This is a genomic window from Vibrio sp. 1F263, from assembly GCF_041439035.1.
Lineage (GTDB): Bacteria > Pseudomonadota > Gammaproteobacteria > Enterobacterales > Vibrionaceae > Vibrio > Vibrio tasmaniensis_A.
On the sequence record NZ_JBGONI010000012.1, the window covers coordinates 25,044 to 46,251 of the forward strand.

The window sequence follows — 21,208 nt, forward strand, 5'->3', positions numbered from 1 at the left end:
GGCGAAATTAGCATGACATTACAACTTCATATGTCGCTAAATGACTATGTCACTCCATACAATACGTAATTTTTGCATATTGTATTTAAGGTAAATACCGTTTTGGATTAACTGATTTACCTTGGTAACGAATCTCAAAGTGCAGCCTGACACTGCTGGCTCCAGAGCTTCCCATTGTTGCAATCTTCTGCCCTGGTTTCACACTTTGCCCTTCAGATACTAATAGTCGGTCGTTATGCGCGTATGCACTTAAGTAATTATCATTGTGCTTCACAATCACTAGATTGCCGTAGCCTCGTAATGCATTACCCGAATAAACAACCGTTCCCCCTGCAGTAGATACTATTGGCTGACCTCGCTGTCCTGCTATGTCTATGCCTTTATTTCCTTGTTCGCCTACAGAGAAATTCTTAATTACTCTCCCTTTCGTTGGCCATAACCATTTGGATACTTTGTTACTCGTTGGTTTTGTTGGCGGTGTAACATTCTGTTTACCTTTAGAACCAACATACTCCTTTGATTTGGATTGTACAACCTTCTTTTGTGGATCTTTTTTCGCCACTTTGGTGGTTGTTTGAGCGGGCGCAGGTTTAGAGCTTTTACTCTTTTGAGATGTTGTTTTAGGTTTGCTTGAGGCCAACAAAGTTGTGGATGCGGCAACAGGCGCAGCGACGGCTGCAACCGCTACCGTTGATTTACCATACGCTGGAGCGTTGTAGCTAGGACGCCATAACTTAAGGCTCTGTCCGGGATGGATGGTATAAGGTGCAGACAGATTGTTATAGCGAATCAGCTCTTTAACATCTTTATTTGTTACGTAAGCAATAAAATAAAGGGTATCGCCTTTTTTCACTTCATAGTAACTACCACGATAACTACCACGATCAATCGATGAGTAATTCTTGTTTAAGCTTGAAACTGGCGCAGGCGAATTCGCAGCACACCCAACAAGTGCACAGCTAAGCAGTAGAGAACTTCCTTTAAAAACCTTCGAACGCATCGACTTTCTATCCACCTACACCATTAATAATTTTATTAAGCTAACTCACCAGGTACAAGAGGTACAAATCGCACCATCTCGATAACACTCGATAAGAACTCATCACCGTGGCGAACAATCTTCAACAGTTGTTGTTCATCATCTCCGACCGGAATTAATAAGCGGCCTCCATCTTTCAACTGCTGCAAAAGCGCTTGAGGGATCGACTCTGCAGCAGCGGTGACAATAATCGCATCAAAAGGCGCCTTAGAAGACCAACCTTGCCAACCATCACCGTGCTTGGTTGAGATGTTGTAGAAATCGAGTTGCTTCAACCTACGCTTAGCATCCCATTGTAGCGACTTTATTCTTTCAACCGAATACACGTGATCAACCAGCTGAGCCAAAACAGCCGTTTGATAACCAGAACCCGTTCCGATCTCCAAAACGCGGCTGTCTTGTTGTAACTCAAGCAGCTCGGTCATTTTAGCAACAATGTAAGGCTGAGAAATTGTCTGCCCCTGCCCGATAGGCAGCGCATTATTATCATAGGCTTGGTGATGCATAGCCTGTGATAAAAAGCTCTCTCTCGGTAGTAAGTAAATAGCATCAAGAACCTTTTGATCCTGAATACCATTTTCTATCAGAAAAGTAACTAAGCGCTCAGCTTGTGGATTACTCACTTATTTATCCCCTAACCATGTAGTCATCGCACCCAACGACTCATGTGCCGTCAGATCAACTTGTAGTGGTGTTACCGACACAAAACCATGTTCAATGGCGTAAAAATCGGTACCCTCACCAGCATCTTGCTCCTTACCAGGAGGGCCAAGCCAATAGATATCATGACCACGTGGGTCTTTCTGCTTAATCATATCTTCAGCATGGTGACGAGCACCTAGACGTGTCACCTGAGTACCCGATATTTGTTCTAATGCTAAGTCAGGGACGTTCACGTTTAACAGGCGATTGGTCGGGATTGGGTTTGCTAAATGTTGTTCAACAATACGGCGAGCAACCGCTGCCGCTGTCTTAAAATGTTGTTTTCCAACCAGAGAAAATGCCACAGATTGAACACCTAGAAAGTGGCCTTCCATTGCTGCTGCGACTGTACCTGAATAAAGCACGTCATCACCAAGGTTAGCTCCGTGATTAATACCCGTTAAAACCAGATCAGGCATGTCACTCTTTAGGAGTTCGTTCAATGCGAAATGTACACAGTCGGTCGGTGTTCCTTGTACCGAATAGGTACTTCTAGCAATCTCTTGAACACGCAAAGGCTGTTCCAAAGTTAATGAATTTGAAGCACCAGAGCGATTACGGTCAGGTGCCACAATGATAACTTCAGCAAGATCACGTAATTCATTTGCCAGCTCATGAATACCTTGAGCATGCACACCATCATCGTTGCTGAGTAAAATCTTCATCTTGTATCCTTTCTTTTGTACCAATGCCAAGTCACTTAAATACCGATATAAAGTCACTTAAATATCAATATAAAGTGACTTAGACCCAAGCAGAATCATTATTGCTCGTAGGTTCTTTCTACGTGTACTTCTTCAACTAGCTCACGAACGATAGCGGTTGCGAAACAGCCTGCATCCAGAGAGAATTTAAGAGTGACATTGTCTTCGTTTACTTCCCACACTAAACCCATCGGCTTCAACGACGCTTCACGGCGATCATGGCGCATACGGTTGCCACAAATAAGCGCCATTAGATCCGGTTCAGCATCAAGGTGTTTCTGCTCTAGAGCTTGAGACGCATCCGTCGTCGGTAACGCATTATCTCCAGCTAAAGCAACGGTAATAAACGCAGAACCATTGGCGATATCTTGGTTTACAGCTTCGATATTAGCGGCTGTCACAGCAAGTTGAGCATCGTTTTTAACTACAATATCGCCGACCAATGCCGAAGCAAACGCATCGTGCTCAATACGGTCAGAAAGAATTAAGTTGTAGATCCAAGAACGAGCTGCAGAGAGGTACAAGCTGCGCTTATTTTGATTACGTGTACGAACGTTTTCACGCCCCCAACGACGAGCTTCAGATAAGTTGTTACCTTCATTGCCAAACCTCTGAGCACCAAAGTAATTTGGCACGCCCACTTGAGCGACTTTTTCCAAACGTTTGACTACATCATCGCAGTCCGTTACTTCAGACAAAGTTAGCTCGAATTGGTTGCCAACTAAATCGCCTGGACGTAACTTTTTGTTGTGGCGTGCTGTCGCCAAGATCTCAATGCTTGGGTATTGTGCAAGAAAAGCAGAAAAGTCAGGTTCACCTTTTGGTAGATGCACGCTCAACCACTGTTCTGTCACAGCATGACGGTCTTTCAAACCAGCCCAACTCACGTCTTTCGACTTAACACCACACGCTTTAGCCAGCTCGTTTGCTACAAAGCTCGTGTTCTCACCCGTTTTACGAATACGAACCATAAGGTGTTCGCCTTCACCAGTGAACTCAAAACCTAAGTCTTCATTAACGACAAAGTGTTCGGCTTTTGCTTTTAGTTTTGCTTTCGCAGTTGGTTTACCGTTTAGATAAGCCAATGAAGATAAAATATCTGACATGCTGTTCTTTTCGTGTTGGTGCTTACGCACTTTTAGTAATTAGGACCACCGCTTCACATGCGATGCCCTCTTTGCGACCTGTAAAACCTAAACGCTCAGTGGTCGTCGCTTTTACATTCACATTGCTAATGCTGGTTTCTAAATCTTGTGCGATAGCGTGGCACATAGAGTCTATATGAGGCGCCATCTTTGGAGCTTGCGCCATGATAGTAATATCGGCATTACCAATCACGTAGCCTTGTTCTTTTACTCGACGATAAACATCTTTTAGAAGTTCACGGCTATCCGCGCCTTTCCACTCATCATCAGTATCGGGGAAATGACGACCAATATCGCCGGCAGCAATCGCACCTAATAAAGCGTCACATAACGCATGAAGGGCAACATCACCATCTGAGTGTGCGATAAGACCCTGCTCATAAGGGACTCTAACGCCACCTATAATTACCGGACCTTCACCACCAAACTTATGTACATCAAAGCCATGGCCAATACGAATCATCATTATTCCTTATTCTGACTTAAATAGAACTCAGCAAGTGCTAAATCTTCAGGCTGAGTAATCTTAAAATTATCTGAACGCCCTGCCACTAAAGCGGGCGATAAACCTTTCCATTCAAAGGCTGAGGCTTCATCGGTAATCGAAACGCCTTGTTGCAACGCCTCGCTTAATGCATTCCACAGAGGCTTTGCTCTGAACATTTGCGGCGTAAGTGCATGCCATAGATCGGCTCGCTCAACGGTATGTTCGATCTGCCCTTGGGCACCTCGCTTCATCGTGTCACGAACTGGCGCCGCTAAAATAGCCCCTACATCATGGCTCATCGCGCCGGAAATTAGCTTGTCGATATCACTGAGTTGGACACAAGGCCTTGCCGCATCGTGAACCATTACCCAATCGCTAAGCTGCTGCTCGGCGATACAGTTTAGTGCAGAGAGTACCGAGTCCGCTCGTTCGCTTCCGCCAGACACTCTGACCACTTTTGGATTCTGGTTGAGTGCTAACTCCGGGTAATAGGGGTCATCATCGCTGATCGCAACGACAATTTGAGAGACTTGTGGATGAGACAGTAATTTCTCAATGGTGTGCTCTAAAATCGTTTTGCCGTTAATCTTAAGATATTGCTTAGGGCGGTCTGCTTTCATTCGGCTACCGACGCCCGCTGCAGGTACAACGGCAATCACACTTTGAAGTTGAGTCGACATTAATGGGATTCCTCACCAATGATGCGGAAAAACGTTTCGCCTTCTTTTACCATTCCAAGCTCATGACGTGCGCGCTCTTCTATCGCGTCTAAGCCTTGGCGTAGATCATCGATTTCCGCAAACATCTCTGCGTTACGAAGATGGAGCTTTTCGTTTACTTGCTGTTGAACTTGGATTTCGTTGTTCACACCGTAGTAATCAGAAATACCATTTTTACCGAGCCACAGTGTGTGTTGTAGCCAGCCAAACACTATGAGCAGTACTAAAGCAAAAATTCGCATAACACCTTTCGCCGGTTGAAAAAGAAGGAACTAGAATAAGGCACATATATACCATAATGAGCTTATTGGTGCGAGATATGTGGTGTTAGGGAATCAATAAGTCGGAGAATTATTGTCGGGATAGATATGGTAACAATGAGATTCCCTACTCCTTCCTTCGTCAGTCTAGGGAATAACGAACTTTAGATGTAACGAGGAGGAGCTTTAGAAATTAGATCTCACTTTCCTACAAGCAAAAAAAAACGCCCTACCGAAGTAGAGCGTTTTCAAAAGCTTTAAGCTAATAATTCAGAGTGAATTATTGACCTTTAACTTCTTTAAGACCGTTGTAAGGAGCTTTAGAACCTAGAGCTTCTTCGATACGGATAAGTTGGTTGTACTTAGCAACACGGTCAGAACGGCTCATAGAACCAGTTTTGATTTGACCTGCAGCTGTACCTACCGCTAGATCAGCGATAGTTGCATCTTCAGTTTCGCCAGAACGGTGAGAGATTACTGCAGTGTAGCCAGCGTCTTTAGCCATCTTGATAGCAGCTAGAGTCTCTGTTAGAGAACCGATTTGGTTGAACTTGATAAGGATAGAGTTAGCTACGCCTTTCTCGATACCTTCAGCAAGAATCTTAGTGTTTGTAACGAACAGATCGTCACCAACGATTTGAAGCTTGTCGCCTAGAAGTTCAGTTTGGTGCTTGAAGCCATCCCAATCAGACTCGTCAAGACCGTCTTCGATAGAAACGATTGGGAAGTTGTTCGCTAGCTCAGCTAGGTAGTGGTTGAACTCTACAGAAGTGAAAGTTTTACCTTCGCCCTTCATGTTGTAGATACCAGCTTCTTTGTCGAAGAACTCAGATGCTGCACAGTCCATAGCAAGAGTAACGTCTTTACCTAGTTCGTAACCAGCAGCTGCAACAGCTTCTGCGATAACTTCTAGAGCTTCAGCGTTAGACTTAAGGTTAGGAGCGAAACCACCTTCATCACCAACTGCAGTGCTGTAGCCTTTAGACTTAAGAACTTTAGCTAGGTTGTGGAATACTTCAGCGCCGATACGTAGACCTTCTTTAAGAGTCTTAGCGCCAACTGGTTGGATCATGAACTCTTGGATGTCAACGTTGTTATCTGCGTGCTCACCACCGTTGATGATGTTCATCATTGGTAGAGGCATAGAGAATTGACCAGCAGTACCGTTTAGCTCAGCAATGTGCTCGTAAAGAGGCATGCCTTTCGCAGCAGCAGCAGCTTTTGCGTTAGCTAGAGATACAGCTAGGATAGCGTTCGCACCGAACTTAGACTTGTTTTCAGTACCGTCTAGGTCAAGCATGATTTGGTCAACGTCAGCTTGTGCTTTAGCGTCAGAACCTACTAGAGCTTCAGCGATTGGGCCGTTTACAGCTTCAATAGCTTTAAGAACACCTTTACCTAGGAAACGTGATTTGTCGCCGTCACGTAGCTCAAGAGCTTCGCGTGAACCAGTAGATGCGCCAGATGGAGCAGCAGCCATACCTACGAAACCGCCTTCTAGGTGTACTTCAGCTTCTACAGTTGGGTTACCACGTGAATCGATGATTTCACGACCTAGAACTTTAACGATCTTAGACATTGAATGTTTCCTTCTCGTTGAATATATAAATGTCAAATTTAAAGGTAGCAGCACAACTTACGCAGCTACCTGTATTCCTTTTTACTTCTCTAATTCGCCGCGCTGGAACTCGCCAGCTGCTTTAACGAAACCTGCAAACAATGGGTGACCATCGCGAGGTGTTGAAGTGAACTCTGGGTGGAATTGAGCAGCAACGAACCATGGATGGTTCGGGTTCTCAATAACTTCAACCAGTTTCTTGTCCGCAGATAGACCCGATACTTTTAGGCCCGCTTTTTCAATTTGTGGACGAAGATTGTTGTTCACTTCGTAACGGTGACGATGACGTTCATGGATCGTCGCGCTACCGTATAATTCGTAAGCTTTTGTCTCTTTCGCTAGGTGACAAAGCTGTGAACCAAGACGCATTGTGCCGCCAAGGTCAGATGTTTCTGTACGCTCTTCAACTTTACCTTCGCCATCAGTCCACTCAGTGATAAGACCAACAACTGGGTACTTAGTTTCAGTACAGAATTCAGAAGAGTGTGCCCCTTCCATTTTCGCAACGTTACGAGCGTACTCGATAAGTGCTACTTGCATACCTAGACAGATACCTAAGTAAGGTACTTTGTTTTCACGAGCGTATTGAGCAGCAAGAATCTTACCTTCAACACCACGATCACCAAAGCCACCAGGAACTAGGATTGCATCTAGGCCTTCTAAAACTTCTACGCCACGAGACTCAACGTCTTGTGAATCTACGTATTTAATATTAACGCTTAGGCGATTTTTCAAGCCCGCGTGTTTTAGCGCTTCATTTACTGATTTGTATGCGTCTGGTAGTTCAATGTACTTACCAACCATACCAATCGTCACTTCACCCGTTGGGTTAGCTTCTTCGTAAATTACTTGTTCCCATTCAGACAGGTCTGCTTCTGGAGCTGTGATGCCGAAACGCTTACATACAAGTTCATCAGTGCCTTGAGCTTTAATAAGCTGAGGGATCTTGTAGATAGAGTCAACATCGCGCATAGAAATAACTGCATTTTCTTGCACATTACAGAACAGAGCAATTTTCTTACGCTCGTTCGAAGGAATGTTGCGGTCTGAACGACAAACTAGAATGTCTGGCTGAATACCAATAGACAGCAGCTCTTTTACAGAGTGTTGCGTTGGCTTAGTTTTCACTTCGCCCGCAGCTGCTAGGTATGGCACTAGAGTAAGGTGCATGAACATTGCGCGTTCACGGCCTAGCTCTACTGCTAGCTGACGAATCGCTTCCATGAATGGTAGAGATTCGATATCACCAACCGTACCACCAACTTCAACTAGCGCGATATCGTGGCCAGCTGCGCCAGAAATTACACGTTCTTTGATAGAGTTAGTGATGTGCGGGATAACCTGAATAGTTGCACCTAGGTAATCACCGCGACGCTCTTTAGCGAGTACGTCTGAGTAAACACGACCTGCAGTGAAGTTGTTACGCTTAGTCATCTTGGTGCGAATGAATCGCTCGTAGTGACCAAGGTCAAGGTCAGTTTCAGCGCCATCTTCCGTAACGAACACTTCACCGTGTTGAGTCGGGCTCATTGTGCCTGGATCAACGTTGATGTAAGGGTCAAGCTTCATCATAGTCACTTTAAGACCACGAGCTTCTAAAATAGCCGCAAGAGATGCTGCTGCAATACCTTTACCTAGAGAGGATACAACCCCGCCAGTAACAAAAATGTAATTTGTCGTCATGTTTAACCTGAAATTGGTTGAATGAGGGAAATGGATTACTTCTGGACGGGATGAAAATATACCAGAAGCCCCTTATCGCCACAACGTGAAATCTATCACACTGCTATTTTTTATTTTTTGCTTCAAATCAATTCATGATAAAAGCTTTGATGATCTTTTCTCCGCCACTTTGACTTCATCCCATATGGAATCAAGCTGTTGTAGAGAAAAGTCGGTCAAAATTTTATCTTGCTGACGAACTTTTTGTTCCACACCTTTAAAGCGGCGTGAAAATTTCAGATTGGCTTTATTGAGAGCCGTTTCTGGATTTTTACCCAAATGTCGCACTAAATTGACGGTAGCAAACAACAAATCACCCAGTTCTTCTTCAACTAAATCTTCGTTTGGCGTTACTTGAAGCGCTTCTTCTAGCACCTCATCAACTTCCTCTAAAACCTTATCAGCGACCGGGCCGATAGAGTCCCAATCAAAGCCAAATTTCGCGACTTGCTTTTGAATCTTTGTAGCACGCGAAAGTGCAGGTAGAGAGTTTGGTATTGAGTCTAGAATACTTTCTTGAGTTTTGCCTGCCTGTGCTTTCTCTTTGGCTTTTTCAGCTTCCCAGTTGGCATTAATTTCTTCATCACTGGCAAACTCTGTATCAGAAAATACGTGTGGATGACGGCGCGTCAGCTTCTCATTGATACCGTCGACCACATCAGAGAACTCAAACAAGCCCTGCTCTTTCGCCAATTGGCTATAGAAGATCACCTGAAACAACAGGTCACCCAACTCTTCTTGTAAGTTTGGCCAATCTTTATTGTGAATCGCGTCCACCACCTCATAGGTCTCTTCGATCGTATGCGGCACAATGGTTTCAAAATTTTGTTTTAAATCCCAAGGACAGCCACCCTCAGGATCGCGCAGCTTAGTCATGATCTGTTCAAGTTGTTCAATCGGGTGATTCATCGTTTTCTTCCTATTCACTGTCTTTGATTTTTAAATTTAAAACTTCACTAAAACTAAAAAAGGTGAGCAGCCAAAACCACTCACCTTTCTATTTTTTCGGTCATCCTCAAGAGCGAAGAATGAGCGAGTTGGGGATCTCAAATCGCTTGGCGAGATTCCCTATCACGTTCGTCCCTCACTGTAGGGAATGACGACTATCTTTGTTTTACTAAGTAATTGGCTCTTCTAACAAGGCAACAAACTTACGAGACTTCTGAGCATAGCTTGCCTATGTGATGAAGCGAGTATAGTGCAGTTAACACAGTTAGAAGGCCAAGTACGACGTAAAAACTAGCCTAGGCGTTTTACGCTCATAACATCTTTGATCTGTTCTACTCGGCTTGTCACTCGACTCAGAATTTCAATATTGGTCACTTCCAAATCGAAATCCATCACCGACAGCTGACGTTTATAGTCAATACGGCTCTTCATTGTCGTCACACTGACTTTTTCGTTCAAGAACAGGGATGTGATGTCTTTCAACAAGCCGGTACGTTCTAGCGCCTCTACACGCAGTGTTAAGATATACGAGCCTACAAAACCATCTCCCCACACCGTATCGATGATACGTTCAGGGGCATGTAGGTTAAGTTCACTTAACTGCTCACAATCGCTGCGGTGTACTGAGATACCACGCCCTTGAGTAATGTAACCTTTGATCACATCCCCCGGGATAGGCTGACAACAACGAGCCAAGTGGGTCATTAGGTTATCAACACCTTCAACAACGACAGCATCCTTTTTCGGACGGCTCTGATGCGCTGGCTTATTGTCAGACTCAAGCAACTTCTCGAGTGCTTTCTTATCTTCTTCTTCAGCCGTCGGCTTATTGACCAGAGCATTGATGTGATTAACCACTTGGTTAATACGCAAATCACCGCTACCAATACCTGCATACAATTCATCAGGTGTATTGACGTTGAATCGTTTCAGCGCATATTGCTCAGCATCTTTCAGTGTTGCGCCGACTCTGCCTAGCTCGACTTCTAGGATGTCTCGTCCAGCTTCGAGATTTTTCTCACGACTCTGAGCGCGGAACCAAGCGTTAATTTTTGCTCGAGCTCGACTTGAATGAACAAAACCTGTGGTCGGATTTAACCAATCACGTGATGGATTCGGTTCTTTTTGAGTAATGATCTCAACTTGATCGCCCATCGCCAACTTATGAGTAAACGGAACGATTCGACCTGCGACTTTGGCACCGATACAACGGTGTCCAACCATCGAGTGAATGTGGTAAGCAAAATCCAACGGCGTTGCACCCATTGGTAAATCGACCACATCACCGCGTGGTGTAAAGGCATAGACTCGGTCATCAAAGACTTGGCTACGTACTTCATCCAGCATTTCGCCAGAATCCGACATCTCTTCTTGCCAGTCGATAAGCTTACGCAACCACGTGATTTTCTCATCGTAGCCACTGCGTACACCGCTAGAAGCACCTTCTTTGTACTTCCAGTGCGCAGCCACACCTAACTCAGAGTCTTCGTGCATTTGCTTGGTACGGATCTGAATTTCGATGGTCTTGCCTTCAGGGCCAAGAACTACGGTATGAATTGATTGGTAACCATTGGGCTTAGGATTCGCCACATAGTCATCAAATTCACTTGGAAGATGTTTATATTTGGTGTGAACCACACCTAGACCGGCATAACAGTCTTGCAGTTGGTCGGCAATAATACGTACCGCACGCACGTCAAAAAGCTCATCAAACTCTAAGCCCTTTTTCTGCATTTTACGCCAGATGCTGTAGATGTGTTTGGGACGACCGCTGACTTCAGCATTGATGCTTGAACGGTTCATTTCTGATGTTAGGTCATCAACAAAGTCAGTGATGTATTGTTCGCGCACGATACGACGCTCTGACAGCTGTTTGGCAATCTGCTTGTAGGTATCTGGTTGTTGATAGCGGAAAGCGTAATCTTCAATTTCCCACTTTAGCTGACCAATGCCTAAACGGTTTGCAAGAGGCGCATAGATGTTAGCACACTCTTTCGCTGCCGCACGGCGAACAGCATCAGGGGCCTTTTTTACCTCGATGAGGTTGCAAATTCGTTCTGCTAGCTTGATGACGACGCAGCGGAAATCATCGACCATGGCCAGTAACATTCGACGAACGTTATCTACTTGTCCCGAGGCAGCACTGCCTTCAAGGGTAACGTTGAGCTGGCCCAAAGCTGCCATTTCTTCAACGCCATCAATTAACTTTACGGTTTCTTTACCGTAGCTTTCTTCAAACGCTTCACGTCCAAAAACGCCGCTTGAAACAACGGGGAAAAGTTGCGCTGCAATTAAAGTGGCACGGTCCATCGACAACGTAACCAAGATTTCGATCATCTCACGTCCACGCCAAAGCAGGAGCGACGCTTGCTCGTGATCTTTTAATAGCTCTTCACAGTGACGATAAACTTTGGTCAGTTTATTCGAGGTTTTTACGTCTTGATTCAGTGACGCAATCCAACTTTCTAGCTCAAACTGTTCGCTTGGGTTTAAATGTGCGCTTCGTACCGCAACCATCATGCCTTCCTAGTTATTATGTTTTATACCCAATTCAATATGACTAACTGATTCCAAGTTAGTTCGACTCATATTGATATCAGCGCAGGCTTCCCTGCGCCTTTGTGATTCATTTTTAAGCCTTATTTAAGGGCTTCTAAGCCTTGATAAAGAGAGCCATCGATTCTAGATGACTGGTATGGGGAAACATATCCAACATACCAAGTTTGGCTAATTGATAGCCTTGTTTTTCTAAACTCTCAGAATCTCTCGCTAGAGTAGCAGGATTACACGAAACATAAACCACACGCTTCGCTCCTAACGCTGAAATTTGATCAACGATCCCACTCGCTCCAGCACGTGCCGGGTCAAGCAATACTTTATCGAATTTCTCTTTTGCCCAAGGCTGTGAAGATAAGTCTTCTTCAAGGTTAGCTTGGTAAAATTCCGTATTGCTTAACTGGTTTAACGCTGCATTAGATGTGGCTTGCTGAACCATTTCATCAACGCCTTCTACACCAACCACAAACGCCGATTGTTGCGCGATAGGCAGACTGAAGTTGCCTAAACCACAAAACAGGTCAAGCACACGCTCATCCGCTTGAGGCTCTAACCACTCAATCGCTTGAGCAACCATCTGTTGGTTCACTTTCTGGTTAACTTGTATAAAGTGGTTTGGCTCAAAAGGTAAGGTTACACCGGTTTCACTATAGCTTGGCGAATCACCCACCAAACGAACCAACTTATCGGTTTCTGGCATCGAGTACAGCGTTGCACCTTCTTCTTTCGCGAGCGTCATCAACGCTTGCTCATCTTTTTCAACCAAAGGTTTAAGGTGACGCAGCACCATAACAAGGCCAGTATCACCCAACACCAATTCAACATGTCCTAAAGACGTAAGGCTACTGAAAGTGTTCAGTAAACTTTTCAGTTTTGGCAGCAATACATTAAGGCGAGGGTCAAGCACCGCGCAGTCGGTGATGTTTTCAATCTGTTTACTTTGTTTCTTACGGAAACCAAACTGAAGCTGCTGTGTCTTCTTATCAACAAATAGACTGATACGCGCGCGACGACGATAACCGGTTTCATCACCGACAATCGGCTGGGCGACTTCGGTGTTAGCCGTTTGGTATTTGCTCATCAGGTGCGTCAAAGATTGTGATTTATGCTCAACCTGAGATGAGTAACCGAGATGTTGAAGATGACAGCCACCACACTGATTAAAGTGCTTACAGAATGGCTTTAAACGCAGCTCACTCGGTTGAAGTAATTTGATGAGTTTTGCTCGCGAAAACTTACTTTTGCTCTCAGTAAGTTGAATAACCACCTTCTCACCGGGCAATGCGCCATCAATGAAAACGGGTTTGTTCTTCTGATAAGCGATGCCAGCGCCATTGTGATCCATTCGTTCAACCAAAACCGATTGATGCTTGGTCTCGAGTTGAGTTTTCTTTTTTGGTTGGAAAAAACGTGCCATTGCTTGTGCCTAATGTATCTTTTAATAAGTAATTGGTATCCAGGACTCACTATTCTGTCTTGGAATCATTGTCGAACGTCACGGCTTTGATTAAGCTTACCGTTCACTTAACCGCCATTGTGTGCGTTATTTTCCCATATCCAGACCTCGATGTAATTAAAGAACATGACCAGATATGGCTTAAGAGCCCGTGTAATTACCTTAACTCTAGCTCCAACCCTAATTATTGGGCTGCTATTGAGTGCATTTTTCTCATTTAACCGCTATCAAGACCTTGAGGGTCAAGTGGTTAACACTGGTACTAGCATCATTGAACCACTAGCGATTGCGAGTGAGTCTGGCATGAAGCTCGAAAGTCGAGAGTCTGTTCGTCAGCTGATTAGCTATGCTCATCGAAAAAATTCTAAGCTGGTGCGCAGTATTGCGGTGTTTGATGAATGTCATGAGTTGTTTGTAACGTCAAACTTCCATCCTGATTTTGAAAGCCTGACCTATCCGAAAGATAAACCGATTCCGCATTTAAGCTCATCGAACCTGCTCGATAACACGCTGATTCTTAGGACACCCATCATCGCTGAGGGACAATACATCAACTCAGCTAATGGCCAGTCTCAAGCGAACCAAGCGATCGGTTATATTGCGATAGAGTTAGACTTGTCGTCACTTCGATTGCAGCAATATCAAGAAGTGTTCTCTGCCTTCTTGGTGCTGATCCTTGGTCTTGGACTTTCTGGGGTATTTGCCTTCCGCTTGATGCACGATGTAACCCAACCGATCACACACATGAAAAACATGGTCGATCGAATTCGTCGTGGCCACTTAGATGTGCGTATCGAAGGCAAAATGCATGGTGAGCTTGATTCACTGAAAAACGGTATCAACGCGATGGCGGTCTCGCTATCAGAATATCACGTCGAGATGCAGCACAGCATCGACCAAGCAACATCTGATCTGCGTGAAACCCTAGAGCAATTAGAGATTCAAAACGTTGAGTTAGACATTGCGAAAAAACGAGCTCAAGAAGCCGCTCGTGTTAAATCCGAGTTCTTGGCGAATATGTCTCATGAGCTTAGAACACCACTCAATGGTGTGATTGGCTTTACTCGTCAGATGCTCAAGACACACCTATCGAACAGCCAAACCGATTACCTGCAGACCATTGAACGCTCGGCCAACAACCTACTCAGCATCATCAACGATATCTTGGACTTCTCGAAACTTGAAGCCGGCAAACTCGCTCTAGAAAACATTCCATTTGAATTCCAAGCGAGCCTAGAAGAGGTGGTTAACCTTCAAGCCACTAATGCTCATGAAAAAGGTCTTGAGCTTACACTTAAGATCGACCCGAAAGTACCACCAGGCGTTGTTGGTGATCCACTGCGTATCCAACAGATCCTGACTAACCTCGTGGGTAACTCGATCAAGTTTACCGAGCGTGGCAACATTGACATCAGCGTTGAACTTCGTTCACAAAGCGAAGACAACATTGAGCTGCAGTTTATGGTTCGAGATACGGGCATTGGTATCTCAGAGCGCCAACAAGCACAACTTTTCCAAGCCTTCAGCCAAGCTGATGCGAGCATCTCTCGTCGTTATGGTGGTACAGGCTTAGGTCTGGTAATCACCCAAAAACTGGTCAGCCAAATGGGCGGAGAGATCAGCCTAACCAGTCGTCTTCACCAAGGTTCAACCTTCTGGTTTACTTTGAGACTATCAACGACTGATATGCCGATGACTGAACTGATTGAGACTCAGTGCCTGCAAGACAAGCAGCTGCTGCTTATCGAGCCAAACATGCAAGCGGCGTCGATTACTCAGCAAATCTTAACCCAAGAAGGCTTGGTGGTAACGTATCGTTCGGTGATGCCTGACGAGTCGACCTCGTATGACTACGTTCTACTCAACCTAGCCGCGAACCAAGAGTATCAATTTGATACCGTGAGTGGTTGGGCGATTGGCGCGAAGAAAATCGCTCAGAACGTCATTATTGGTACGCCAAGTACCGAGCTTGCATTAGGTGAGCAACTGATGAAAGAGGTTGATGTCCAATGCATCACCAAGCCTCTCTCTCGTAAGAAACTTCTACAAACTCTGATCTCTAATCAAGCACCCACTTTGATTGCACCAGCGATTGAAACGCACTCGGAAGAGAAGCTGCCACTTACTGTATTGGCGGTAGACGATAACCCAGCAAACCTTAAATTGATCACCGCGCTACTAAAAGAGCGTGTAGAGACGGTCATCAGTTGCACCAGCGGACAGAAGGCCATAGACAAGGCGAAGGAGACCCCATTTGATATCATCTTCATGGATATCCAAATGCCGCAAATGGATGGTGTGACGGCCTGTAAGAATATAAAAGAGCTAGCGAATAATGCGAATACCCCCGTCATTGCCGTCACAGCACACGCGATGGTTGGCGAACGGGACCGTCTACTTGAAGCCGGCATGGATGACTACCTCACCAAACCGATAGAAGAGCACGTGTTACAGCAGGTTCTGATTCATTGGAGCCCTACCTCTGAGGTTGAGCACATTGAAAAAATAGACCCAGCCCACCCGGCAGTCTCTGCGGAAGTAGACAACAGCTCAGTTTCAGATTCTGAGGCTAACGTGCATAAGAATATCATCATTGATTGGCAAGCAGCTATGAAGCAAGCCGCCAACAAAGAAGACCTCGCACGCGATATGCTACAAATGCTAGTCGACTTCATTCCTGAGGTTTATGAAGCCGCAGAGAAAGCGATAGAAGACAGTGACTACCCCGTTGAAGCGCTGACACACATCATCCACAAGATGCATGGCAGCAGCTCATACAGTGGGGTACCAAGGCTTAAGTCGGTATGTGCAACGATAGAGAAAGAACTTCGTTCAGGCACTTCTGTTGAAGACATTGAACCGGAGCTTTTTGAACTTCAGGATGAATTAGATAAGGTTCAAGCAACCGCGATTCATTATTTGAAACCAGCCAAGACCTAGCGAATATTTCTTACTCACAAATATTCATTAAACGGTTTACCAGCCAATAAAAAAGCAGAGCTCATGAGCTCTGCTTTTTTCTGTCTAGAACCTAGGGTGCTAGATATAGAGTAGCGGTAATCTATTTACGACTCGAGTAGTACCGTCGCCACCGCATAATGGCGCTCATCAGAGATAGTCAGGTGAATCGACTTTGTACCACTCGCATCTGCGATTTCACGCGCTTTTTTATGCAGGCTTAGAACTGGCTTGCCATGCTCATCATTTGAAATCTCGAAGTCGTGGAAGGTCACACCAAGAGCGATGCCTGTGCCTAATGCCTTAGACGCCGCCTCTTTTGCAGCAAAACGCTTTGCAAGGTAACGCCCTTTTTGCTTAAGTTGCTGGAATACTTCAAATTCAGAATCGGTCAAAATACGCTGAGCGAAAGCCTCACCACTTCGTGATAATGCCTTTTCAACACGTTCAATTTCTGCGATATCTGTACCTAATCCAACAACAGCCATGTTTACCCTACTACCAACTTCTATCTATTAACTTTTCGATTCTACTGATTAACCGCTTAACGCTTACAACTAAACGAATGCCGAGTTAAAGAACTAAGCGTTGTTGCGCGCTGTTTCCATCACGGCTTTCATATCTGCAACGGCTTTATTCAAACCATCAAAGACTGCGCGGCCCATGATCGAGTGACCGATGTTCAACTCGTAAATCTCAGGAAGTGCCGCAATCGGCGCTACGTTATGGTAAGTCAGACCGTGACCCGCATTCACTGTAATACCAAGGTCGTCTGCGTAGCTTGCACCTGCAGCAATCTTTTTAAGCTCGTCTTGTTGGTCTTCTTCAGTTTTAGCATCAGCATAGTGGCCAGTGTGCAGTTCAATGAACGGTGCGCCACACGCTTTCGCAGCATCGATTTGCTCACGATCGGCATCGATAAACAGAGATACTTTGATACCAGCAGCCGACAATTTTTCGGTCGCCGCTTTGATCTTTTCAAGTTGACCAACCACGTCCAAGCCGCCTTCCGTCGTCAGCTCTTCACGCTTTTCTGGAACCAGACAAACGAACTCAGGATTAGTATCGAGTGCAATTTGAACCATCTCGTCCGTTACGGCCATCTCTAAGTTCATGCGAGTCTGGATTGTCTCAGCAAGAATACGTACATCGCGATCAACAATATGACGGCGATCTTCACGCAAGTGAATCGTAATGCCGTCAGCACCCGCACGTTCAGCAATTTCAGCTGCGTGTACTGGGTCTGGATATTTAGTACCACGTGCATTACGTAGAGTTGCAATATGGTCGATATTAACGCCTAAAAGGATTGAGCTCATTTTCCAATACTCCGTGCTCTAGAGAGGGCTATTGTTGGCATAAATAGCTCTCTACTTTTTAATGGTTTGCCGCCAAGATACGGCTTTAAGGCTATGCGTGTAAAGCGTTTTGCCGCTTTTAACTGCTCTTTAGTGATAAACCTACGCTCACTGATTGCGATAAGTTCATCGCCCATAAAAGTCAGGTTATCTCGACGCACCGAAGCGATGAAGCCTTTCTGCTCTCGATAGCGATAAGTCATGCTCGGATCAATCGCTTCGCCAGTGCCCGCGCAGTGTAAAAAGTCGACGCCATACCCCATAGCGGAAAGTAGAGCCAATTCAAAACGACGTAGCGCTGGCTCAGGGTTCTCATTATGAGCGAGTTCTGTTAAGGCATGAAGATAGTCATGAAAAAATGCGGGCATGGCCACTTCGGCCATCAACACTCGCCCAACTAATTCATTAACGTACATTGCTGAATACAGATTAATGCCGGCAAGAGGAAGCCCCAAGCTGATCGGTTCAGCTTGGCGCAACGTTTTCATTGAACCATTGCCAGACCACTTAAGCAGTAGCGGCGTAAAAGGTTGCAATGCACCTTTCAAATTAGAACGCTTACTCCGCGCACCTTTAGACATCAACGTCACCCGACCGTACTCTTCGCTGAAGACGTCCAGAATCAGGCTCGACTCACTGTATGGTCGACGGTGCAACACAAAGCATCGCTGTAACCCTTCGCTCAATCACTTACCCTTCTTACAGATACAAAAAGAGAGAGTTCGCACTCTCTCTTGTATTTATATTCAATTCAACTTTCTTAATATCAGAAAGTGACGTTCAATATATTATAGATCGTCGATGTAGCCTAACGAGCGAAGTGCACGCTCATCGTCAGCCCAACCAGACTTAACTTTAACCCAAGTCTCTAGGTAAACCTTACGACCGAACAGTTCTTCCATGTCGATACGAGCTTCACGACCAATCGTTTTGATCTTCTCGCCCGCTTTACCAATTACCATCTTCTTCTGACCAGTACGTTCAACAAGAATCAAAGCATTGATGTGGAAACCATCATTATCTGGGTTGTAATCAAAACGCTCGATTTCAACCGTTACTGAGTAAGGTAGCTCTTCGCCTGTGAATCGCATCAGTTTTTCACGGATGATTTCAGAGGCCATAAAGCGCTGTGAGCGATCCGTTACGTACTCTTCAGGGAAGTGGTGCGTCGCTTTTGGTAAAGAATTACGAACGTGCTTACGCAGTACATCGATATTCTTACCTTGCTTCGCCGAGATTGGCACAACATCAAGGAAGTCCATCTTCTTAGACACTTCCATCATGTGTTGCATCACGTCTGTACGGTCTTGAACGTTGTCTACCTTATTAATACAAAGGACTACTGGGAAGTCTGTTTTTCTCAGCTTGTTCAGTACCATTTCATCGTCGTCAGTCCAGTGAGTACCGTCAACAAGGAAGAATACTAAGTTCACATCGCTCAATGAGCTATTCGCCGCACGGTTCATCAAACGGTTGATTGCACGCTTTTCTTCGATGTGAAGTCCAGGAGTATCAACGTAGATCGCTTGGTAATCGCCTTCAGTTTCTACGCCCATAATACGGTGGCGTGTCGTCTGAGGTTTACGTGATGTGATCGAGATTTTCTGACCCAAAATATGGTTCAGAAGCGTCGATTTACCTACGTTTGGTCGACCCACGATAGCGATGAAGCCACAGTGTTGGTTTTCCGGTAGGCCCGTTTTTTTGCTATCAGATGAAAAGAATGCATCGATATCGAAATCTTGATTGTTATCAGACATTGCTTAATTGCTCTAATGCTGTTTCAGCAGCCGCTTGTTCTGCCTTGCGGCGGCTAGTGCCTTTACCGATAACAGGTTTATCCACACCTGCCACTTCACACTCAACCGTAAACTCTTGGTTGTGTGCTTCACCTTTAATATTAGTCACTGTGTAGACAGGTAGGGGATTTCTTCGACCTTGTAAAAACTCTTGTAAGCGAGTTTTTGGATCTTTTTGAGATACACCAGGCTGAATAGACTCTAGGCGAGATTGGTACCAGCTTAAAATAATACGGCGAACAACCTCGGTATCACTATCTAAATAGACAGCGCCGATGATCGCTTCAACTGCATCCGCTAGAATAGAATCACGACGGAAACCGCCACTCTTCAACTCACCTGGACCTAATTTTAAGTAATCTCCTAGTTCGAATTCACGACCTAGTTCTGCCAATGTATGACCACGTACTAATGTTGCGCGCATGCGGCTCATATCACCTTCGTTTACCTTAGGGAAACGGTGGTAAAGATCATCAGCGATAACAAAACTTAAAATTGAATCGCCCAGAAACTCAAGACGTTCGTTATGTTTACCTGCGGCACTGCGGTGAGTCAGCGCCAAATGGATAAGATCGGCATCATTAAACTGATAGCCAATCTTTCTCTCTAGTTTATCAATTGGAGAATTCATGCTCTCTCGATGTGTTATGTGATCGATTAGTGAATCCCACCGATGCGATTAAAACGCACACCAGTAGGAATCCATGTTGGAAGTACACTGTCTGAACCGCGTTCGAATTCGAAGCTGATCCAAATAGCAACGGCCTTACCAACAAGGTTTGCTTCAGGGACAAAGCCCCAGTAACGGCTGTCAGCACTGTTGTCACGGTTATCACCCATAACAAAGTATTGGCCTTCTGGAACGATCCACTCGTTAACACCATTGCGAGGTTGATATGCTTGCACACGATCACGGCGTAATGGGTTAACTAAGATTTGGTGCTCCACGTCACCCAGTTGTTCATTCAACTGAATTAGAGGCACACCATCTTGAATAAATTGGCTTTCTTCAACGTTACTCAACTTCACTGGTTTACAGCTACTGCCACCCTTCGCTTGAATGCAGATTTCTTTATTGCTGCTGTAGCGAATGGTATCACCCGGCATACCAATAACACGCTTGATGTAGTCGATATTCGGCTGAGGTGGGTATTTGAATACGATTGAATCACCACGTTCTGGTTTGCCTGTTTCTACCAATTGAGTGCGCCATACAGGATCTTTTAGACCATAAGCGTACTTTTCTACCAAGATGAAATCACCAACCAATAGTGTTGGCATCATCGAGCCAGATGGAATTTGAAACGGTTCATAAATAAATGAACGCAAAACCAAAACAAATGCAATTACAGGGAAAATGGACACACTGTTTTCAACCCACCAAGGCTGAGCCGTAACTTTTGCGCTGGTTGCAGCGTCTAGGCCATTCGACTGTGCTTCAACGTCAGCCAGTTTTTGTTGGCGCTTCTTCGCCCACACAAACTTTTCCAACGCCCATACAATGCCAGTCACTAGAGTTACGATCACTAAGATAAGCGAAAATGTATTAGCCATTGATATCCCTTAAATTTCATTTCTTTAAAAATAACGAAAGTGAAAGAGCATAACTCTTTCACTCTGCTTAATATTTCTAATTTGTATCAATCATGCTGACTAAATGCTGGGAAGATTACGCAGGAAAAATCGTTTAGTTCGAGGCGCAAAGTGCAGTGACTAGTGGGCCTAATTGCAATCTTT

Annotated in this window: 19 protein-coding genes; 1 reads left to right on the forward strand and 18 read right to left on the reverse strand. The window is 45.0% G+C overall.

The genetic code is table 11. The annotated features are described in order from the left end of the window. Positions 1-85 precede the first annotated feature (85 nt). The 12 genes from nlpD to rlmD all read right to left on the reverse strand — a co-directional run bounded on the left by nlpD (position 86) and on the right by rlmD (position 13,317). The gene (gene nlpD, locus ACED25_RS10280; RefSeq protein ID WP_371695216.1) at positions 86-1,000 is read right to left on the reverse strand and encodes a murein hydrolase activator NlpD; all 915 of its coding nucleotides are present in this window, start codon (positions 998-1,000) and stop codon (positions 86-88) included. A gap of 35 nt (positions 1,001-1,035) precedes the next feature. Next, entirely contained in the window at positions 1,036-1,662 is a 627-nt protein-coding gene (locus tag ACED25_RS10285; protein ID WP_009847638.1) for a protein-L-isoaspartate(D-aspartate) O-methyltransferase, read from the reverse strand. Then, entirely contained in the window at positions 1,663-2,406 is a 744-nt protein-coding gene (gene surE, locus ACED25_RS10290) for a 5'/3'-nucleotidase SurE (protein WP_371695217.1), read from the reverse strand. Positions 2,407-2,504: 98 nt separating this feature from the next. Further along, on the reverse strand, positions 2,505-3,551 hold the full coding sequence (gene truD / locus ACED25_RS10295) for a tRNA pseudouridine(13) synthase TruD (RefSeq protein ID WP_029223074.1): 1,047 nt from the start codon (positions 3,549-3,551) through the stop codon (positions 2,505-2,507). 22 nt (positions 3,552-3,573) lie between these two features. Then, positions 3,574-4,053 carry a 2-C-methyl-D-erythritol 2,4-cyclodiphosphate synthase gene (ispF, locus tag ACED25_RS10300; RefSeq protein ID WP_029223073.1) on the reverse strand — a complete coding sequence of 160 codons (480 nt, stop codon included), beginning with the start codon at positions 4,051-4,053 and terminating at the stop codon, positions 3,574-3,576. Positions 4,054-4,055: 2 nt separating this feature from the next. Beyond that, a complete protein-coding gene (ispD, locus tag ACED25_RS10305) occupies positions 4,056-4,757 on the reverse strand; it encodes a 2-C-methyl-D-erythritol 4-phosphate cytidylyltransferase (protein WP_009847642.1) in 702 nt (233 codons plus the stop codon). Further along, entirely contained in the window at positions 4,757-5,038 is a 282-nt protein-coding gene (ftsB, locus tag ACED25_RS10310) for a cell division protein FtsB (protein ID WP_012604777.1), read from the reverse strand. Before ftsB ends, ispD begins: the two co-directional genes overlap by 1 nt. A 298-nt stretch (positions 5,039-5,336) precedes the next feature. Further along, positions 5,337-6,635, reverse strand: coding sequence for a phosphopyruvate hydratase (gene eno, locus ACED25_RS10315; protein WP_009847644.1), 1,299 nt, complete (start codon positions 6,633-6,635; stop codon positions 5,337-5,339). Between the two features lie 81 nt (positions 6,636-6,716). Further along, the gene (locus ACED25_RS10320) at positions 6,717-8,357 is read right to left on the reverse strand and encodes a CTP synthase (protein WP_371695218.1); all 1,641 of its coding nucleotides are present in this window, start codon (positions 8,355-8,357) and stop codon (positions 6,717-6,719) included. Positions 8,358-8,489: 132 nt separating this feature from the next. Continuing rightward, the gene (mazG, locus tag ACED25_RS10325) at positions 8,490-9,305 is read right to left on the reverse strand and encodes a nucleoside triphosphate pyrophosphohydrolase (protein WP_029223072.1); all 816 of its coding nucleotides are present in this window, start codon (positions 9,303-9,305) and stop codon (positions 8,490-8,492) included. A 330-nt stretch (positions 9,306-9,635) separates the two neighbouring features. Further along, positions 9,636-11,861 carry a GTP diphosphokinase gene (gene relA, locus ACED25_RS10330; protein ID WP_009847647.1) on the reverse strand — a complete coding sequence of 742 codons (2,226 nt, stop codon included), beginning with the start codon at positions 11,859-11,861 and terminating at the stop codon, positions 9,636-9,638. 136 nt (positions 11,862-11,997) lie between these two features. Then, complete coding sequence (gene rlmD, locus ACED25_RS10335; RefSeq protein ID WP_371695219.1) at positions 11,998-13,317, reverse strand: 23S rRNA (uracil(1939)-C(5))-methyltransferase RlmD; 1,320 nt, start codon at positions 13,315-13,317, stop codon at positions 11,998-12,000. A gap of 165 nt (positions 13,318-13,482) precedes the next feature. Between rlmD and barA the strand changes: the two genes are divergently transcribed. Then, the gene (gene barA / locus ACED25_RS10340) at positions 13,483-16,296 is read left to right on the forward strand and encodes a two-component sensor histidine kinase BarA (RefSeq protein ID WP_371695220.1); all 2,814 of its coding nucleotides are present in this window, start codon (positions 13,483-13,485) and stop codon (positions 16,294-16,296) included. A gap of 125 nt (positions 16,297-16,421) precedes the next feature. Here barA and acpS read toward each other — a convergent pair whose 3' ends face one another. The 6 genes from acpS to lepB all read right to left on the reverse strand — a co-directional run bounded on the left by acpS (position 16,422) and on the right by lepB (position 21,025). Further along, positions 16,422-16,802 carry a holo-ACP synthase gene (gene acpS, locus ACED25_RS10345; RefSeq protein ID WP_009847650.1) on the reverse strand — a complete coding sequence of 127 codons (381 nt, stop codon included), beginning with the start codon at positions 16,800-16,802 and terminating at the stop codon, positions 16,422-16,424. Positions 16,803-16,895: 93 nt separating this feature from the next. Then, on the reverse strand, positions 16,896-17,633 hold the full coding sequence (pdxJ, locus tag ACED25_RS10350; protein ID WP_009847651.1) for a pyridoxine 5'-phosphate synthase: 738 nt from the start codon (positions 17,631-17,633) through the stop codon (positions 16,896-16,898). Continuing rightward, positions 17,630-18,358, reverse strand: a complete 729-nt coding sequence (recO, locus tag ACED25_RS10355) for a DNA repair protein RecO (protein WP_012604785.1) — start codon at positions 18,356-18,358, stop codon at positions 17,630-17,632. Before recO ends, pdxJ begins: the two co-directional genes overlap by 4 nt. 102 nt (positions 18,359-18,460) lie before the next feature. Further along, positions 18,461-19,432, reverse strand: a complete 972-nt coding sequence (era, locus tag ACED25_RS10360; protein ID WP_004735384.1) for a GTPase Era — start codon at positions 19,430-19,432, stop codon at positions 18,461-18,463. Then, the gene (rnc, locus tag ACED25_RS10365) at positions 19,425-20,102 is read right to left on the reverse strand and encodes a ribonuclease III (RefSeq protein WP_004735383.1); all 678 of its coding nucleotides are present in this window, start codon (positions 20,100-20,102) and stop codon (positions 19,425-19,427) included. The genes era and rnc overlap by 8 nt, the downstream gene beginning before the upstream one ends. Before the next feature lie 26 nt (positions 20,103-20,128). After that, on the reverse strand, positions 20,129-21,025 hold the full coding sequence (gene lepB, locus ACED25_RS10370) for a signal peptidase I (protein WP_017103267.1): 897 nt from the start codon (positions 21,023-21,025) through the stop codon (positions 20,129-20,131). Positions 21,026-21,208: the final 183 nt, after the last annotated feature.

Bases quoted from the DNA above. Each gene is read 5' to 3' on its own strand.
- mazG (WP_029223072.1), bottom strand. From the start codon at position 9,305: ATGAATCACCCGATTGAACAACTTGAACAGATCATGACTAAGCTGCGC.
- nlpD (WP_371695216.1), bottom strand. From the start codon at position 1,000: ATGCGTTCGAAGGTTTTTAAAGGAAGTTCTCTACTGCTTAGCTGTGCA.
- eno (WP_009847644.1), bottom strand. From the start codon at position 6,635: ATGTCTAAGATCGTTAAAGTTCTAGGTCGTGAAATCATCGATTCACGT.
- ACED25_RS10320 (WP_371695218.1), bottom strand. From the start codon at position 8,357: ATGACGACAAATTACATTTTTGTTACTGGCGGGGTTGTATCCTCTCTA.
- ftsB (WP_012604777.1), bottom strand. From the start codon at position 5,038: ATGCGAATTTTTGCTTTAGTACTGCTCATAGTGTTTGGCTGGCTACAA.
- truD (WP_029223074.1), bottom strand. From the start codon at position 3,551: ATGTCAGATATTTTATCTTCATTGGCTTATCTAAACGGTAAACCAACT.
- lepB (WP_017103267.1), bottom strand. From the start codon at position 21,025: ATGGCTAATACATTTTCGCTTATCTTAGTGATCGTAACTCTAGTGACT.
- ispD (WP_009847642.1), bottom strand. From the start codon at position 4,757: ATGTCGACTCAACTTCAAAGTGTGATTGCCGTTGTACCTGCAGCGGGC.
- barA (WP_371695220.1), top strand. From the start codon at position 13,483: ATGACCAGATATGGCTTAAGAGCCCGTGTAATTACCTTAACTCTAGCT.
- ispF (WP_029223073.1), bottom strand. From the start codon at position 4,053: ATGATTCGTATTGGCCATGGCTTTGATGTACATAAGTTTGGTGGTGAA.
- relA (WP_009847647.1), bottom strand. From the start codon at position 11,861: ATGGTTGCGGTACGAAGCGCACATTTAAACCCAAGCGAACAGTTTGAG.
- surE (WP_371695217.1), bottom strand. From the start codon at position 2,406: ATGAAGATTTTACTCAGCAACGATGATGGTGTGCATGCTCAAGGTATT.
- rnc (WP_004735383.1), bottom strand. From the start codon at position 20,102: ATGAATTCTCCAATTGATAAACTAGAGAGAAAGATTGGCTATCAGTTT.
- era (WP_004735384.1), bottom strand. From the start codon at position 19,432: ATGTCTGATAACAATCAAGATTTCGATATCGATGCATTCTTTTCATCT.
- rlmD (WP_371695219.1), bottom strand. From the start codon at position 13,317: ATGGCACGTTTTTTCCAACCAAAAAAGAAAACTCAACTCGAGACCAAG.
- pdxJ (WP_009847651.1), bottom strand. From the start codon at position 17,633: ATGAGCTCAATCCTTTTAGGCGTTAATATCGACCATATTGCAACTCTA.
- acpS (WP_009847650.1), bottom strand. From the start codon at position 16,802: ATGGCTGTTGTTGGATTAGGTACAGATATCGCAGAAATTGAACGTGTT.